Origin of the sequence: Streptomyces cyaneofuscatus (genome assembly GCF_042718795.1) — a bacterium.
GTDB lineage: Bacteria > Actinomycetota > Actinomycetes > Streptomycetales > Streptomycetaceae > Streptomyces > Streptomyces cyaneofuscatus_A.
In genome coordinates this window covers 50,321-64,051 of the sequence record NZ_JBHXOX010000001.1, presented here as the reverse complement: position 1 = coordinate 64,051, position 13,731 = coordinate 50,321, and the positions used below count along the sequence as shown (strand labels likewise).

General features: G+C 70.9%; 12 protein-coding genes. 7 read left to right on the top strand and 5 right to left on the bottom strand.

The window, feature by feature from the left end; all coding sequences use genetic code 11:
- The first annotated feature begins 232 nt into the window (after positions 1-232).
- Both ACFWRT_RS00295 and ACFWRT_RS00290 read left to right on the top strand, forming a co-directional pair.
- Positions 233-1,051: an SAM-dependent methyltransferase gene (locus ACFWRT_RS00295; RefSeq protein ID WP_380948764.1), complete on the top strand. Its 819-nt coding sequence runs from the start codon at positions 233-235 to the stop codon at positions 1,049-1,051.
- Positions 1,048-3,222 (top strand): putative bifunctional diguanylate cyclase/phosphodiesterase, encoded by a 2,175-nt coding sequence (locus tag ACFWRT_RS00290; RefSeq protein WP_380948763.1) that lies wholly within the window; start codon positions 1,048-1,050, stop codon positions 3,220-3,222. Before ACFWRT_RS00295 ends, ACFWRT_RS00290 begins: the two co-directional genes overlap by 4 nt.
- A 27-nt stretch (positions 3,223-3,249) precedes the next feature.
- Here ACFWRT_RS00290 and ACFWRT_RS00285 read toward each other — a convergent pair whose 3' ends face one another.
- Positions 3,250-4,146: a LysR family transcriptional regulator gene (locus tag ACFWRT_RS00285; RefSeq protein WP_380948762.1), complete on the bottom strand. Its 897-nt coding sequence runs from the start codon at positions 4,144-4,146 to the stop codon at positions 3,250-3,252.
- A 95-nt stretch (positions 4,147-4,241) separates the two neighbouring features.
- Between ACFWRT_RS00285 and ACFWRT_RS00280 the strand changes: the two genes are divergently transcribed.
- The 3 genes from ACFWRT_RS00280 to ACFWRT_RS00270 are packed head-to-tail and all read left to right on the top strand — an operon-like array spanning position 4,242 to position 7,640.
- Positions 4,242-4,946, top strand: coding sequence for a succinate dehydrogenase (locus ACFWRT_RS00280; protein WP_380948761.1), 705 nt, complete (start codon positions 4,242-4,244; stop codon positions 4,944-4,946).
- Between the two features lies 1 nt (position 4,947).
- Complete coding sequence (locus ACFWRT_RS00275; RefSeq protein ID WP_380948760.1) at positions 4,948-6,897, top strand: fumarate reductase/succinate dehydrogenase flavoprotein subunit; 1,950 nt, start codon at positions 4,948-4,950, stop codon at positions 6,895-6,897.
- Complete coding sequence (locus ACFWRT_RS00270) at positions 6,894-7,640, top strand: succinate dehydrogenase/fumarate reductase iron-sulfur subunit (protein ID WP_380948759.1); 747 nt, start codon at positions 6,894-6,896, stop codon at positions 7,638-7,640. The genes ACFWRT_RS00275 and ACFWRT_RS00270 overlap by 4 nt, the downstream gene beginning before the upstream one ends.
- A gap of 46 nt (positions 7,641-7,686) precedes the next feature.
- Here ACFWRT_RS00270 and uvrA read toward each other — a convergent pair whose 3' ends face one another.
- From uvrA to ACFWRT_RS00255, 3 genes are read right to left on the bottom strand one after another with little or no spacing between them, the layout of a single operon-like run.
- The gene (gene uvrA / locus ACFWRT_RS00265) at positions 7,687-10,110 is read right to left on the bottom strand and encodes an excinuclease ABC subunit UvrA (protein WP_380948758.1); all 2,424 of its coding nucleotides are present in this window, start codon (positions 10,108-10,110) and stop codon (positions 7,687-7,689) included.
- A gap of 55 nt (positions 10,111-10,165) precedes the next feature.
- The gene (locus ACFWRT_RS00260; protein WP_380948757.1) at positions 10,166-10,366 is read right to left on the bottom strand and encodes a hypothetical protein; all 201 of its coding nucleotides are present in this window, start codon (positions 10,364-10,366) and stop codon (positions 10,166-10,168) included.
- A 37-nt stretch (positions 10,367-10,403) separates the two neighbouring features.
- Positions 10,404-11,414: an MsnO8 family LLM class oxidoreductase gene (locus ACFWRT_RS00255; RefSeq protein ID WP_380948756.1), complete on the bottom strand. Its 1,011-nt coding sequence runs from the start codon at positions 11,412-11,414 to the stop codon at positions 10,404-10,406.
- An 86-nt stretch (positions 11,415-11,500) separates the two neighbouring features.
- Between ACFWRT_RS00255 and ACFWRT_RS00250 the strand changes: the two genes are divergently transcribed.
- Positions 11,501-11,989, top strand: coding sequence for a phosphatase domain-containing protein (locus ACFWRT_RS00250; RefSeq protein WP_380948755.1), 489 nt, complete (start codon positions 11,501-11,503; stop codon positions 11,987-11,989).
- Here ACFWRT_RS00250 and ACFWRT_RS00245 read toward each other — a convergent pair whose 3' ends face one another.
- A complete protein-coding gene (locus ACFWRT_RS00245; protein ID WP_380948754.1) occupies positions 11,990-12,205 on the bottom strand; it encodes a dodecin in 216 nt (71 codons plus the stop codon).
- A gap of 203 nt (positions 12,206-12,408) precedes the next feature.
- On the opposite strand from ACFWRT_RS00245, the gene ACFWRT_RS00240 reads away from it, so the two are divergent.
- Positions 12,409-13,662: an extracellular solute-binding protein gene (locus ACFWRT_RS00240; protein WP_380948753.1), complete on the top strand. Its 1,254-nt coding sequence runs from the start codon at positions 12,409-12,411 to the stop codon at positions 13,660-13,662.
- Positions 13,663-13,731: the final 69 nt, after the last annotated feature.

Here is a 13,731-nt window from a genome sequence, read left to right as displayed (position 1 = left end):
CCCCAAGCCCCAAGTGGCCCCGAACCACCGGGAATCGGTGATTGACGTGCCGGTCCGTCGCCGCATGTGTACGCGCAGCGACGGACCGGCCGTTCTTGCCACCGGAGTGTGACCAATAACGGATCCCTAATTTCCGTTTCCACTCGCTCTCCTGGCGGTCGATCAGTAGCCTCTGGTCAACACTGACCATGAACATGGCCGGATCGCCGTGGCGAACTTGTTGGAGACATTGATGGAGCGTCCCGCCTGGGCACCGCAAGGCATAGATATCTCGGTGCCGAGCGTGTCCCGCATGTACGACTTCTATCTGGGCGGATCGCACAATTTCGAGGTGGACCGGGAAGCCGCGCGGAAGGCCATGGAGTTCCTCCCGGGCCTTCCCAAGATCATGCAGGCGAATCGGGCCTTTATGCGCCGGGCCGTGCGGTACGCGGTCGGCGAGGGGATCGACCAGTTCCTCGACATCGGCTCCGGTATTCCGACCTTCGGCAACGTCCACGAGGTCGCCCAGGCCGCCGACCCGCGGGCCAAGGTGGCGTACGTCGACCACGACCCGGTCGCCGTCGCGCACAGCCAGGCGGTGCTGGGGGGCAACGACCTGGCCGTCATCGCCGCCGCCGACCTGCGCCGGCCCAAGGAGATCCTGGCGGACCCGGCGGTCACCGGACTCCTCGACCTGGACCGCCCGGTGGCCCTGCTGCTCGTCGCGGTGCTCCACTTCATCGAGGACGCCGACGACCCGCGCGCGGCGGTCGCCGAACTGCGCGAGGCACTGGCCCCCGGCAGCCTCGTCATCCTGACCCACGCCTCGTACGACGGCATCCCGCTCTCCAGGGAGGAGGCGGACGGCACGGTCGGCGTCTACCGGAACATCCGCAACCCGCTCGTCATGCGGACGCACGAGGAGATCAGCGCGTTCTTCGAGGGGTACGAGATGGTGGAGCCCGGCCTCGTGTCGATGCCCGAGTGGCGGCCGGACACCCCGCAGTCCCCGGAGCAGGAAGACCCGTACGCCTTCTCGGGCTTCGGCGGGGTCGGGCGTAAGGCGTGAAGATTCCCGCTCAGGCCTCCGGTGAGCAGGACGCGGAACCGGACGGGCCGGAAGGCCGGCTCCGGAGATTCGCCACGATCTGGAGCCGGGCCATCTTCCCCCTGACGGCCACCTCCCTGACCCGCCCGGAGTTCGAGCAGCACCTGCTGCCGCTGGCCCGCGAACTCAGCCTCACCCTGCACGCCCACCCGTTCGACGCCTCGCCCGCCGCCCGGATCGGCGCGGCGCTGGTCGACGCGCACTGCACCGACCCGGACGCCCTGAGCTCCACGCTCGGGGTCGTCGACTCCTACCTCGTGCTGTACTGCGGCGGCAACGGGCCCGGCGAGCTGTCCACCGAGGACGCCCGCGCCCGCTGCGCCCGGATCCAGCACACCCTCGCCTCCGGCTTCTCCCAGGCCCTGCGCGAGCGGACCCTCGCCGAGCAGGAGGCCATCGCCCGCTCCGCGCTCACCGCCCGCTCCAACGCCGAACAGGCCCTCCACGCCACCGAGGCCCGCTTCCGCGCGGTCTTCAAGGACGCCGCCGTAGGCATCGGCATCGCCGACCTGGACGGCAACATCCTGGAGATCAACGACACCCTCACCAAGATGTTCGGCGGCCTGGAGCACCACGTCCGCAGCCACAAGGTGAACGAGTGGGTGCACCCCGAGGACTCGCCGCAGGTGTGGAAGTTCTACAACGAGCTGGTACGGGGGGAGCGCGACCACTACCGGGTCGAGAAGGCGTACTACCGCAACGACGGAACGGTCCTGTGGACCAACCTCACCGTCTCCCTGCTGCGCGATCCCGAAGGCCGCCCCCAGTACCAGTTGGCGCTGATGGAGGACACCACCGAGCGGCGGCTGCTCAACCTGCGGCTGCGCTACGAGGCCACGCACGACGCGCTCACCGGGCTGCCCAACCGGACGCTGTTCTTCGAGCGTCTGGAGAAGGTGCTCGCTGCCAAGGACGGCGCCCGCTTCGGCCTCTGCTACCTGGACCTGGACGGCTTCAAGGCCATCAACGACAGCCTCGGCCACGCGGCCGGCGACCGGCTCCTGGTCGAGGTCGCCGACCGGCTCCAGAGCTGCGCCACCGCACCCGGCGAGATGGTCGCCCGGCTCGGCGGCGACGAGTTCGTGGCCCTGACCACCGGCCCGGAGACCGCCGACGCGGTGGACGAGCTGGCCGGCCGCATCCTGGGCGTGCTCGCCACGCCGATCCGGCTGGACGGCCGCGAGCTCACCGTCCGCGGCTCCATCGGCGTCGTCGAGGGCCCGGCCGGGGAGCGCGGCGCCGCCGAGGTGCTGCGCAGCGCGGACATCACCATGTACCGGGCCAAGGCGGCGGGCGGCAACCGCTTCGAACTCGCCGACGCCGAGGCCGACGCCCGCGCCATCACCCGCCACGGGCTCACCACCGCGCTGCCCGCCGCGCTGGACCGGGGCGAGTTCTTCATCGAGTACCAGCCGCTCGTCCACCTGGGCGACGGCACCGTGCACGGCGCCGAGGCGCTCGTACGGTGGTGCCACCCGCAGCACGGGGTGCTCGGCCCCGACCGGTTCATCCCGCTCGCCGAGCACACCGGGCTGATCGTGCCGCTGGGGCGCTGGGTGCTGGAGGAGTCCGTCCGGCAGGCCAACTTCTGGCAGGAGCGGCACAGCGACGGCGGCCCGCTGCGGATCAACGTCAACCTCTCGCCGACCCAGCTCCACCACCCCCGCCTCGTCGCCGAGACGGTCGACGTACTGGAGCGCTCCGGCCTGGAGCCCGGCGCGCTCTGCCTGGAGGTCACCGAGTCCGCCCTGATCGGCGCCGACGACGACCTCCTCAAGCCGCTGCGGCAACTCGCGGAGATGGGCGTCGACATCGCGCTCGACGACTTCGGCACCGGCTACTCCAACCTCGCGAACCTGCGGCGGCTGCCGGTGAGCGTCCTCAAGCTGGACCGCTCCTTCACCCGGGGCATGCAGCAGCACCCGGCCGACCCGGTCGACCTGAAGATCGTCGAGGGGATCGTCTCGCTGGCCCACAGCCTGGAGCTGGCCGTCACGGTGGAGGGCGTGGAGACGGGGGCGCAGGCCGAGCAGTTGCGCCGCCTGGGCTGCGACACCGCCCAGGGCTGGTACTACGCCCGTCCCGGCGCCCCGGACCGCATCCACTCGCTGCTGCTGGCCGACGCGGTCTGAGCCGTACGGGCACCGGGTGCGGGGACGTCACCCGCCCTCCGGCCCGTGCTCCAGCAGCATCCGCTGGAGCTCCCGGGCCGCCCGGGGCGGGGCCACGTCGCTGCGGTGCGCGAGAGCGATCGTGCGCCGCAGCCCCGGCTCGGCCAGCGGGGTCTTCCGCAGGTCATGGCCCGCCCGGCCCGCGGCCATGCTCGGCACGACGGCGATCCCGAGCCCCGCCCGTACGAAACCGAGCACCGCGTCCATCTCGCCGCCCTCCACCGTGAACGAGGGCTCGAACCCCTCCGCCCGGCAGGCGGCGAGCGTCAGCTCCCGCAGGTTGTAGCCGTGCCGGAACATCACCAGCGGCGCTCCTTCGAGGTCCGCGATCCGCACCCGCCCGCCGCGCCCCGGGGCCGGCTCCGCGGCGGACGACACCACCACCAGGTCCTCCCGCAGCAGCTCCACCGTGGTCAGCGCGGGGGAGGCTGCGGGCAGCGGCAGCACCACCAGGGCGAGGTCGAGCGCCCCGCGCGCGAGCTGCCGTACGAGGTCGAGCGAACCGCCCTCCTCCAGCAGCAGCCGCACCCCCGGGTGGCGGTCGTGGAAGGCACGCAGCACATCGGGCAGCAGCCCCGTACAGAGGCTCGGCGTCGCCCCGAGCCGAACGCGTCCGCTGCGCAGCTGCACCAGTTCCTGCACCTCGTGGCGCGCGGTCTCCGCGTCCGCGAGGATCCGCCGGGCCAGCGGCAGCAGCGCCTCACCCGCGTCGGTCAGGGCGATGTTGCCCCGGGCCCGGCTGAACAGCTCGGCGCCCAGCTCGCCCTCCAGCGCCCGGATCTGCTGGGAGAGCGAGGGCTGCGAGACATGCACGGCCTCGGCGGCCCGGGTGAAGTGCAGAGTCTCGGCGACGGCGACGAAATAGGTGAGCTGCTGGAAGTGCATACATCAAGGCTACGGTCATTTCATAGGCAACGCCTATGAAGATCAGCCACTCCATGTCTTGGACTGATCGGCCCGCGACCCCTACCGTCGGTTCCATGGCATTGGCAACGCGGACGGACCGACGGCCGTCGATGACGCGTACGCTCTGGGACTCGACCGTCGGCAAGAAAACCATCATGGCCGTGAGCGGCCTGATCATGCTCGGGTACCTCGTCGCCCACATGGTCGGCAACCTGAAGATCTTCTTCGGACCCGGCGAATTCGACGGCTACGCCCACTGGCTGCGCACCATGGGCGAACCGGTCCTCCACTACGAGTGGGCGCTCTGGATCGTCCGGGTGGGACTGGTCGCCGCCGTCGTGCTGCACGGCATCTCCGCGTACCAGCTCAGCCGCCGCGACATCAGAGCGCGCCCGGCGAAGTACGTCCACAAGAGGCCCCGCGCCAGCTACGCCACCCGGACCATGCGGTGGGGCGGCATCATCCTCGCCCTCTTCATCGTCTGGCACATCCTCGACCTGACGACCGGCACCGTCCACACCGGATTCCAGGCCGGGCACCCGTACCAGAACGTGATCGACACCTTCTCCACCTGGTACGGCAACGTCATCTACATCGTCGCCGTGCTCGCGATGGGCCTCCACGTCCAGCACGGATTCTGGAGCGCCGCGCAGACGCTCGGCGTCGGCAACGCGACCCGCGACCGCGTCCTGAAGACCCTCGCCAACGTCCTCGCGGCGGTGCTGACGCTGGGCTTCATCTCCGTACCCGTCGCCGTCATGACCGGAGTGGTGAGCTGACATGCCCGACTACACGCAGTACGCCACGGGCGAGCCCGTCGTCGACACCAAGGCCCCCGAGGGACCGGTCGCCGAGCGCTGGGACACCCGCCGCTTCCAAGCCAAACTCGTGAACCCGGCCAACCGGCGCAAACATACGGTCATCGTCGTCGGCACCGGACTGGCCGGCGGATCGGCCGGCGCGACCCTGGCCGAACAGGGCTACCACGTCGTCCAGTTCTGCTTCCAGGACTCGCCCCGCCGCGCCCACTCGGTCGCCGCCCAGGGCGGTATCAACGCGGCGAAGAACTACCGCAACGACGGCGACTCCATCCACCGGCTCTTCTACGACACCGTCAAGGGCGGCGACTTCCGCGCCCGGGAGTCCAACGTCCACCGGCTGGCGCAGATCTCGGTGGAGATCATCGACCAGTGCGTCGCCCAGGGCGTCCCCTTCGCCCGCGAGTACGGCGGCCTCCTCGACAACCGCTCCTTCGGCGGCGTCCAGGTCTCCCGTACGTTCTACGCGCGCGGCCAGACAGGCCAGCAGCTCCTCCTCGGCGCCTACCAGGCGCTCTCCCGGCAGATCGCCACGGGCGGCGTCGAACTCCACGCCCGTACCGAGATGCTGGACCTGATCGTGGTCGACGGCAAGGCGCGCGGCATCGTCGCCCGCGACCTCGTCACCGGGAAGATCGACACCTACTTCGCCGACGCGGTCGTCCTGGCCACCGGCGGCTACGGCAACGTCTTCTACCTGTCGACCAACGCCATGAACTCCAACGCCACCGCCATCTGGCGGGCCCACCGGCGCGGCGCCTACCTGGCCAACCCCTGCTTCACCCAGATCCACCCCACCTGCATCCCGCGCACCGGCGACCACCAGTCCAAGCTCACCCTGATGAGCGAGTCGCTGCGCAACGACGGCCGCATCTGGGTCCCCAAGGCCAAGGGCGACGACCGCCCCGCCGACCAGATCCCCGAGGACGAGCGCGACTACTACCTGGAGCGCATCTACCCGGCCTTCGGCAACCTGGTGCCCCGCGACATCGCCTCCCGCGCCGCCAAGAACGTCTGCGACGAGGGACGCGGCGTCGGCCCCGGCGGGCAAGGCGTCTACCTGGACTTCGCCGAGGCCATCGGCCGGATGGGCCGCAAGGCGGTCGAGGCGAAGTACGGCAACCTCTTCGACATGTACCAGCGGATCACCGACGAGGACCCCTACACGGTCCCCATGCGGATCTACCCCGCCGTGCACTACACGATGGGCGGCCTCTGGGTCGACTACGACCTCCAGACCACCATCCCCGGCCTCTTCGCCATCGGCGAGGCGAACTTCTCCGACCACGGGGCCAACCGGCTCGGCGCCTCCGCGCTGATGCAGGGCCTCGCCGACGGCTATTTCGTCCTGCCCTCCACCATCAACGACTACCTCGCCCGCAACCCGCACGCCGAGAAGGTCGACGCCGGGCACCCGGCCGTGGCCGAGGTGGTGGCGGAGACCGAGGACCGGATCAACCTGCTGCTCTCCGTCGAAGGCGACCGCACCCCCGACTCCTTCCACCGCGAGATCGGTGAACTCATGTGGGAGTACTGCGGGATGGCCCGCACCGAGGACGGCCTGCGTAAGGCGCTCGCCAAGATCCCGGAGATCCGCGAGGAGTTCTGGCGCCGCATCAAGGTGCCCGGCACCAGCGAGCAGTTCAACCAGTCGCTGGAGAAGGCGAATCGCATCGTCGACTACCTGGAGCTCGCCGAGCTGATGTGCCTCGACGCCCTGCACCGCGCCGAGTCCTGCGGCGGCCACTTCCGCGAGGAGTCCCAGACCCCCGAGGGCGAGGCCGAGCGGCGCGACGAGGAGTTCTCGTACGCCGCCGCCTGGGAGTTCACCGTCACCGGCGGCGCCCCCGTCCTGCACAAGGAAGACCTCGTCTTCGAGTACGTCCACCCCACTCAGCGGAGCTACGCATGAAGCTCACCCTGCGCGTCTGGCGCCAGCAGAATGCCGAGACGCCCGGCGCCATGGCCACCTACGAAGTCGACGGGATCTCCGAGGACATGTCGTTCCTGGAGATGCTCGACACCCTCAACGAGGAGCTCATCCTCGCCGGGGACGAGCCCGTCGCCTTCGACCACGACTGCCGCGAGGGCATCTGCGGCGCGTGCAGTCTCGTCATCAACGGCGACGCCCACGGACCGGAGCGCACCACCACCTGCCAGCTCCACATGCGGTCCTTCGACGACGGCGACACGATCGACATCGAGCCGTGGCGGGCCTCCGCCTTCCCGGTCGTCAAGGACCTGGTCGTGGACCGCTCCTCCTTCGACCGGATCATCCAGTCCGGCGGCTACATCTCCGCCCCCACCGGCACCGCCCCCGACGCGCACGCCACCCCGGTGCCCAAGCCGGACGCCGAACTCGCCTTCGAGAACGCCGAGTGCATCGGCTGCGGCGCCTGTGTCGCCGCCTGCCCGAACGGCTCGGCGATGCTCTTCACGGCCGCCAAGGTCAACCACCTCAACGTCCTGCCGCAGGGCGCCCCGGAGCGCGAGACCCGGGTGCTGGACATGGTGGCGCAGATGGACGAGGAGGGGTTCGGCGGCTGCACGCTGACCGGCGAGTGCGCGACCGCCTGCCCGAAGGGCATCCCGCTGCCGTCGATCGCGGCGATGAACAAGGAGTGGCTGCGCGCGACGCGCAAGGTGCGCCGCTGACGGGTGAGTTGATCCCGTACGGTCGTGAACTCCGTACCGTACGGGATCAGCCGCGCAGCGCCTTCGCCAGATACGGACCCGTGCGGCTCTCCGCCGACCGCGCCACCTCCTGAGGCGTACCGGCCGCCACGATCCGCCCGCCCCGGTCGCCGCCCCCGGGGCCCAGGTCGATGACCTGGTCCGCGCCCGCCACCACGGCCATGTCGTGCTCCACGACCACCACGGTGTTGTGCGCGTCCACCAGGCCGTGCAACTGCCGCATCAGCACCTCGACATCGGCCGGATGCAGACCGGTCGTCGGCTCGTCCAGCAGATACAGCGTGTGGCCGCGCCGGGTGCGCTGGAGTTCCGATGCGAGCTTGATCCGCTGGGCCTCGCCGCCGGACAGCTCGGTGGCGGGTTGCCCGAGCCGCAGATAGCCGAGCCCGACGTCCAGCAATGTGGTCAGCGCGCGCTCGGCGGCCGGGGTGCCGGAGAAAAAGTCCGCCGCCGACTCCACGGTGAGATCGAGGACTTGAGCGACCGTCAGCCCGCGCAGCGTGACCTCCAGCGTCTCCGGGTTGTAGCGCGCGCCGTGGCAGTCCGGGCAGGGCGCGTACGTGCTGGGCAGGAAGAGCAGCTCCACCGAGACGAACCCCTCGCCCTGGCACGTCTCGCACCGCCCGCCGCTCACATTGAACGAGAACCGTCCCGCCGTGTAGCCCCGCTCCCGCGCTGTTTCGGTCCGCGCGAACAACTTCCGTACGGTGTCGAAGAGGCCGGTGTACGTGGCCAGGTTGGACCGGGGTGTCCGCCCGATCGGCTTCTGGTCGACCTGGACGAGCCGGTCCACCGCCTCCAGTCCGCTGACGGAAGTGCAGAACTGCTCGCCCGCCCCGGCAGCCTCCTCACCCGCCTCCCGGTCCGCCAGCACCCCGGCGAGCACCTGCCCCACCAGGGTCGACTTGCCCGACCCGGACACGCCGGTCACCGCCGTGAACACCCCGAGCGGGAACGCCGCGTCGACCCCGCGCACATTGTGCCGCTCCACCCCGGAGAGCCGGATCCACCCGGTCGGGGTGCGCGGCTCGCGTACGGGCGGCGCCTCGGCCTCCGCCGGGAACAGGAACCGCCGCGTCGCCGACTCCGGCACCCCGGCCAGCCCCTCCGGCGGCCCGCTGTGCAGCACCCGCCCACCGTGCTCCCCGGCCAGCGGCCCCACATCCACCAGCCAGTCCGCCCGCCGCACCACATCCATCTGGTGCTCCACCACGAAGACCGAGTTCCCGGCCTCCTTCAGCCGGCCGAGCACCCCGAGCAGCGACTCCGTATCGGCGGGGTGCAGCCCGGCCGACGGCTCGTCCAGGACGTAGACCACCCCGAAGAGCCCCGAACGCAACTGGGTCGCCAGCCGCAGCCGCTGCAACTCGCCCGAGGAGAGCGTCGGGGCCGTCCGGTCCAGGCTCAGATAGCCGAGCCCCAGCTCCGTCACCGTCCCGATCCGGGCCAGCAGGTCACCCGTCAGCACCCGGGCGGTCTCCTCACCGCCCGCCCCGGCACCGGCCAGCACCTCCGCCAGCGCCGAGAGCGGCAGCGCGGCCAGCTCCGCGATGGTCCGCCCCGCGAAGGTCACCGCCATCGCCTCCGGCCGCAGCCTGCTTCCGCCGCACACCGGACACGGCACACTCGTCAGGAAGCGCTCGGCCTTCGCCCGCAGCGTGCGGCTCCTGGTGTCGGCGAAGGTGTGCAGCACATAGCGCCGGGCGCTCATGTACGTTCCCTGGTACGGGCGTTGGATCCGGCCCGCGTCCCGCACCGGGTGCACCGTCACCACCGGCTGCTCGTCGGTGAACAGGATCCACTCCCGGTCCTTCGCCGCCAGCTCACGCCACGGCCGGTCGACGTCGTATCCGAGTGTGTCCAGCACATCGCGCAGGTTCTTCCCCTGCCAGGCCCCCGGCCACGCGGCGATCGCCCCCTCCCGGATCGAGAGCGAGGGGTCGGGGACGAGCAGTTCCTCGTCCGTCCGGTGGATCCGCCCGAGCCCGTGGCACTCGGGGCAGGCTCCGGCCGCCGTGTTGGGGGAGAAGGCGTCGGAGTCGAGCCGCTCGGCGCCCGCCGGGTAGTCCCCGGCCCGGGAGAACAGCATCCGCAGCGAGTTGGAGAGCGTGGTCACCGTCCCCACCGAGGAGCGGGCGCCGGGCGCCGAGCGGCGCTGCTCCAGGGAGACGGCGGGCGGCAGCCCGGTGATCTCCCCGACGGCCGGCGCGCCCACCTGGTGGATGAGCCGGCGCGCGTAGGGGGCGACCGACTCGAAGTAGCGGCGCTGGGCCTCGGCGTAGATCGTGCCGAACGCCAGCGAGGACTTGCCGGAGCCGGAGACCCCGGTGAAGACCGTGAGGGTGTCGCGCGGGATGTCGACGTTCACGTCCTGGAGGTTGTGCTCGCGCGCGCCGCGCACCCGGACGTACGGATCGTGGGGGGAGTGCATGGGCTCGGCTCCGTACGGGGTGGGGGCGACACCTGAAGGGACAAACGGTTTGATTCTAGGCGCGGGTGTCCGGGCGGGCCGGTCGGGCGGGTCCGTCGGCCGTGCGGACCGCGAAGAAGGCCGGTACGGCAAGGGCCGCCGTGCCCGCCGCCACCAGGAAGGCGCCCGGCAGGCCGGCGGCCCTACCACCGTCCGGCTGCGTGAGGTGCGCTCCCGCCCCCGCCGGTGCGCGACCCGCGAGCGGGTGGCAGCCCACCGGCGGCAGGCGGCGGACCGGGGCTGAGCCGGGCGGGTCAGCCCTCGCGTCGTACGATCCCGGCCAGCCGCCGCAGCGACTCCGCCAGCGCCTCACGGTCGTACGTACTCGTCGTCACGAGCACCTCGTCCGCCCCGGTCTCCTTGATCGCCGTCTCCAACTGCTCCGTCACCTGCTCCTCGGTGCCGTGGATATGGCCCTCGAGGCCGCGCTCGTACAGGCCACGCTCCTTCGCCGTCATCGTGCGGCTCTCGATCTCCTCGGCGGGCGCCAGCGGGGGGAAGCTGCCGTGGGTGCGCGCGTACGCCATGGCCCAGGCCTCGGGGATCAGCAGGCGCCGGGCGGCCTCCTGGGTGGCGGCGACCGCGACCGTGCCGGAGACGATCACCTCGGGGCGCTCGGCGCGGGCGGAGGGCCGGAAGTCCCTGCGGTACACCTCGACGGCGCGGAGCACCTTCTCCCGGCCGCGCAGGTCGCCGATGACGAGGGGCAGGCCGGCGGCGGCCGCGACCGCGGCGCCCTCGCCGATCGCCAGGACGTACGCGGGGATGTCCAGGCCCTCCGCCGGGCGGGCGTGCACCTGAGGGTGGGCCTGCTGGGTGCCGTCGATCCAGCCGAGCAGCTCGGCGAGGCGGCCGGGGAAGTCCTCCGCGTCCTCCTTGCCGTGGCCGAGCGCCCGGCGTACGCCGTCGGTGAACCCCACGGAACGGCCGAGCCCCATGTCGATCCGGCCGGGGAAGAGCGAGGCGAGGACCCCGAACTGCTCGGCCACGACGAACGGCTGGTGGTTGGGGAGCATCACCCCGCCGGTCCCGACCCGGATGGTGGAGGTCGCGGCGGCGACGGCGGCGGCCAGGACCGTCGGCGCCGACCCCGCGACGCCCGGCACGCTGTGGTGCTCGGAGACCCAGACGCGGTGGTAGCCGAGGGACTCCACCTCCCGCGCCAGGGTCACGGTGTCGCGCAGCGCCTGGGGGCCGTCGTGCCCCTCACGGCTGCGGGAGCGGTCGAGGAACGAGAACCGGGTCGCGGCGATCAGAGAGCTCACACCCTGTTCAACGCCCTCGCCCGGTGGGGATTCCCGGATCCCGGCCTGCGGATGTGGTCGGCGCCGGGACTTCCTAAGCTGGCCGGGTGAACGACGACGCCCGGCCGCTGGCCGTATTCGATCTCGACGGGACCCTTGCCGACACGGCCCACCGGCAGCACTTCCTGGAGGGGGCGAAGCGCGACTGGAACGGCTTCTTCGCCGCGGCTCCGGACGATCCGCCGCTGGCCGAAGGGGTGGCCCTCGTGCTCGCGAGCGCCGAGGAGTGCGAGGTCGTCTATCTGACCGGGCGGCCCGAGCGCTGCCGCCGGGCCACCGTGGACTGGCTGAGCCGTCAGGGACTGCCCGGCGGGCAGTTGTTCATGCGGCGCGACGACGACCGGCGCCCGGCCCGCCGGACGAAGCTGGACATCCTCCGGCGGCTGGGCCGGTCGCGTGAGGTGCGCATGCTCGTCGACGACGACGAGCTGGTCTGCGATGCGGCCGAAGTGGCCGGATTCCCTGTGGTCCGGGCCCGCTGGTTCGACCCGTCACCGGCGCTGAAGGATGGACAGGAACGGGACGGGCGGACCTGATCAGGCGTTTTCGTCGAGCCGGAAGCCCACCTTCAGGCCGACTTGGTAGTGCGCGATTCGGCCATCCTCGATATGGCCGCGTACTTGGTTAATCTCGAACCAGTCGAGATTGTGCAACGTTTCCGCGGCTCTTGCGACGCCGTTCCGGATCGCCGCGTCGACGCCCTCCTCGGAGGTTCCTACGATTTCGGTGACCCGATAGGTGTGATTGGACATGTTTTGTCTCCTCTCTGCTGACCACGGTGCCTCAAACCCGGGTGTCGCGCGAGGGGGCGAGTGGGGCGAATGGGGGCGAGCACACGCCTTGACCTACTGATTGGTCCATACCAAAATTCAGCCAAACGCCCGTGCGAGCGCCGCCCGCAATCCCCCCACACCGGGTCCCGATTTCGTCGTGCCGTTTCGCAGAAGGTGACTACGTGAAGAACCGCATACTCGTCGGAGCCGTCGCGCTCGTTTCGTCCGTCACGCTCAGCGGATGTGGCTACTTCTCCGGCTCGGGTGGCGGAGACCGCACGGTGACGGTCTGGCTGATGAAGGACAGCGTCTCGCAGGGATTCCTGGAGAAGTTCACCAGCGCGTACGAGAAGGAGAATCCGTCCATCACGCTGGAGTTCAAGATCCAGGAGTGGGGCGGTATCGGCCCCAAGGTCCTGGACGCCCTGGAGAGCGACGACGCCCCCGACGTGATCGAGGTCGGAAACACCCAGGTCGCGCAGTACGCGGAGAGCGGCGGCCTCCGTGACCTCACCCTCGAATCGATGCGTGACCTGGGCAGCGAGGACTGGCTGCCCGGCCTCGCCCAGCCCGGCCAGATCAGCGGTGTGCAGTACGGCATCCCCTGGTACGCGGCCAACCGTGTGGTGATCTACAACAAGGACATCTTCAAGGCCGCCGGCGTGGACGACCTCCCCAAGACGCGCGCCGAGTGGATCGAGGAGACCGAGAAGCTCAACACCCAGGGCAAGCAGGGCATTTATCTGGCCGGTCAGAACTGGTACGTGCTGGCCGGATTCATCTGGGACGAGGGCGGCGAACTCGCCGAGGGCGGCGGCGGTGACTGGCGGGGCACGCTGGACACCCCCGAGGCGCTCGCCGGAATGAACTTCTACAAGGAACTCCAGGCGCTCGGCCAGGGGCCGGCGGACTCCGACGAGGAGAAGCCGCCGCAGAACGACGCATTCGCCAAGGGCGACGTCGCGCAGATCATCTCGCTCCCCGGCAGCGCCGCGCTCATCGAGCAGAAGAATCCCGAACTCAAGGGAAAGCTCGGCTACTTCCCCATTCCCGGCAAGACTGCCAAGGCCCCCGGCTCCGTCTTCACCGGCGGCTCGGACCTCATCGTCCCGAAGAAGGCCGACCAGCGCAGCGCCGGGATCGCCGTCGTCAAGGCGCTGGCCAGCGAGAAGTGGCAGACCGAACTCGCCCGCACCATGAGCTACGTCCCCAACAAGCCCAAGCTCGCCCACGTCGTCGAAGGGGAGGAGGGCACGGCCGCGATGGCGGAAGGCGCGAGCCAGGGCCGCGCCACGCCCAACTCCTCGCAGTGGGCCAAGGTCGAGGCGGAGAACCCGATCAAGCCGTACATGACGGCGGTGCTCACGGGCGGCGACCCCGCCCTGGCGGCGAAGAAGGCGTCGGAGCGCATCACGGCCATGCTTGCTGGTAGCTGAGCCCGTAGCTGAGCCGGTAGGCGGGTTGCGGGTCCGCCGCGGCTGAGCCGCAGCTGACGCTCCGCCGGT

Coding starts and splice junctions, on each gene's coding strand:
- ACFWRT_RS00245 (WP_380948754.1), bottom strand. CDS start 12,205: ATGTCCAATCACACCTATCGGGTCACCGAAATCGTAGGAACCTCCGAG.
- uvrA (WP_380948758.1), bottom strand. CDS start 10,110: ATGCACTCCCCCCACGATCCGTACGTCCGGGTGCGCGGCGCGCGCGAG.
- ACFWRT_RS00275 (WP_380948760.1), top strand. CDS start 4,948: ATGCCCGACTACACGCAGTACGCCACGGGCGAGCCCGTCGTCGACACC.
- ACFWRT_RS00285 (WP_380948762.1), bottom strand. CDS start 4,146: ATGCACTTCCAGCAGCTCACCTATTTCGTCGCCGTCGCCGAGACTCTG.
- ACFWRT_RS00270 (WP_380948759.1), top strand. CDS start 6,894: ATGAAGCTCACCCTGCGCGTCTGGCGCCAGCAGAATGCCGAGACGCCC.
- ACFWRT_RS00295 (WP_380948764.1), top strand. CDS start 233: ATGGAGCGTCCCGCCTGGGCACCGCAAGGCATAGATATCTCGGTGCCG.
- ACFWRT_RS00280 (WP_380948761.1), top strand. CDS start 4,242: ATGGCATTGGCAACGCGGACGGACCGACGGCCGTCGATGACGCGTACG.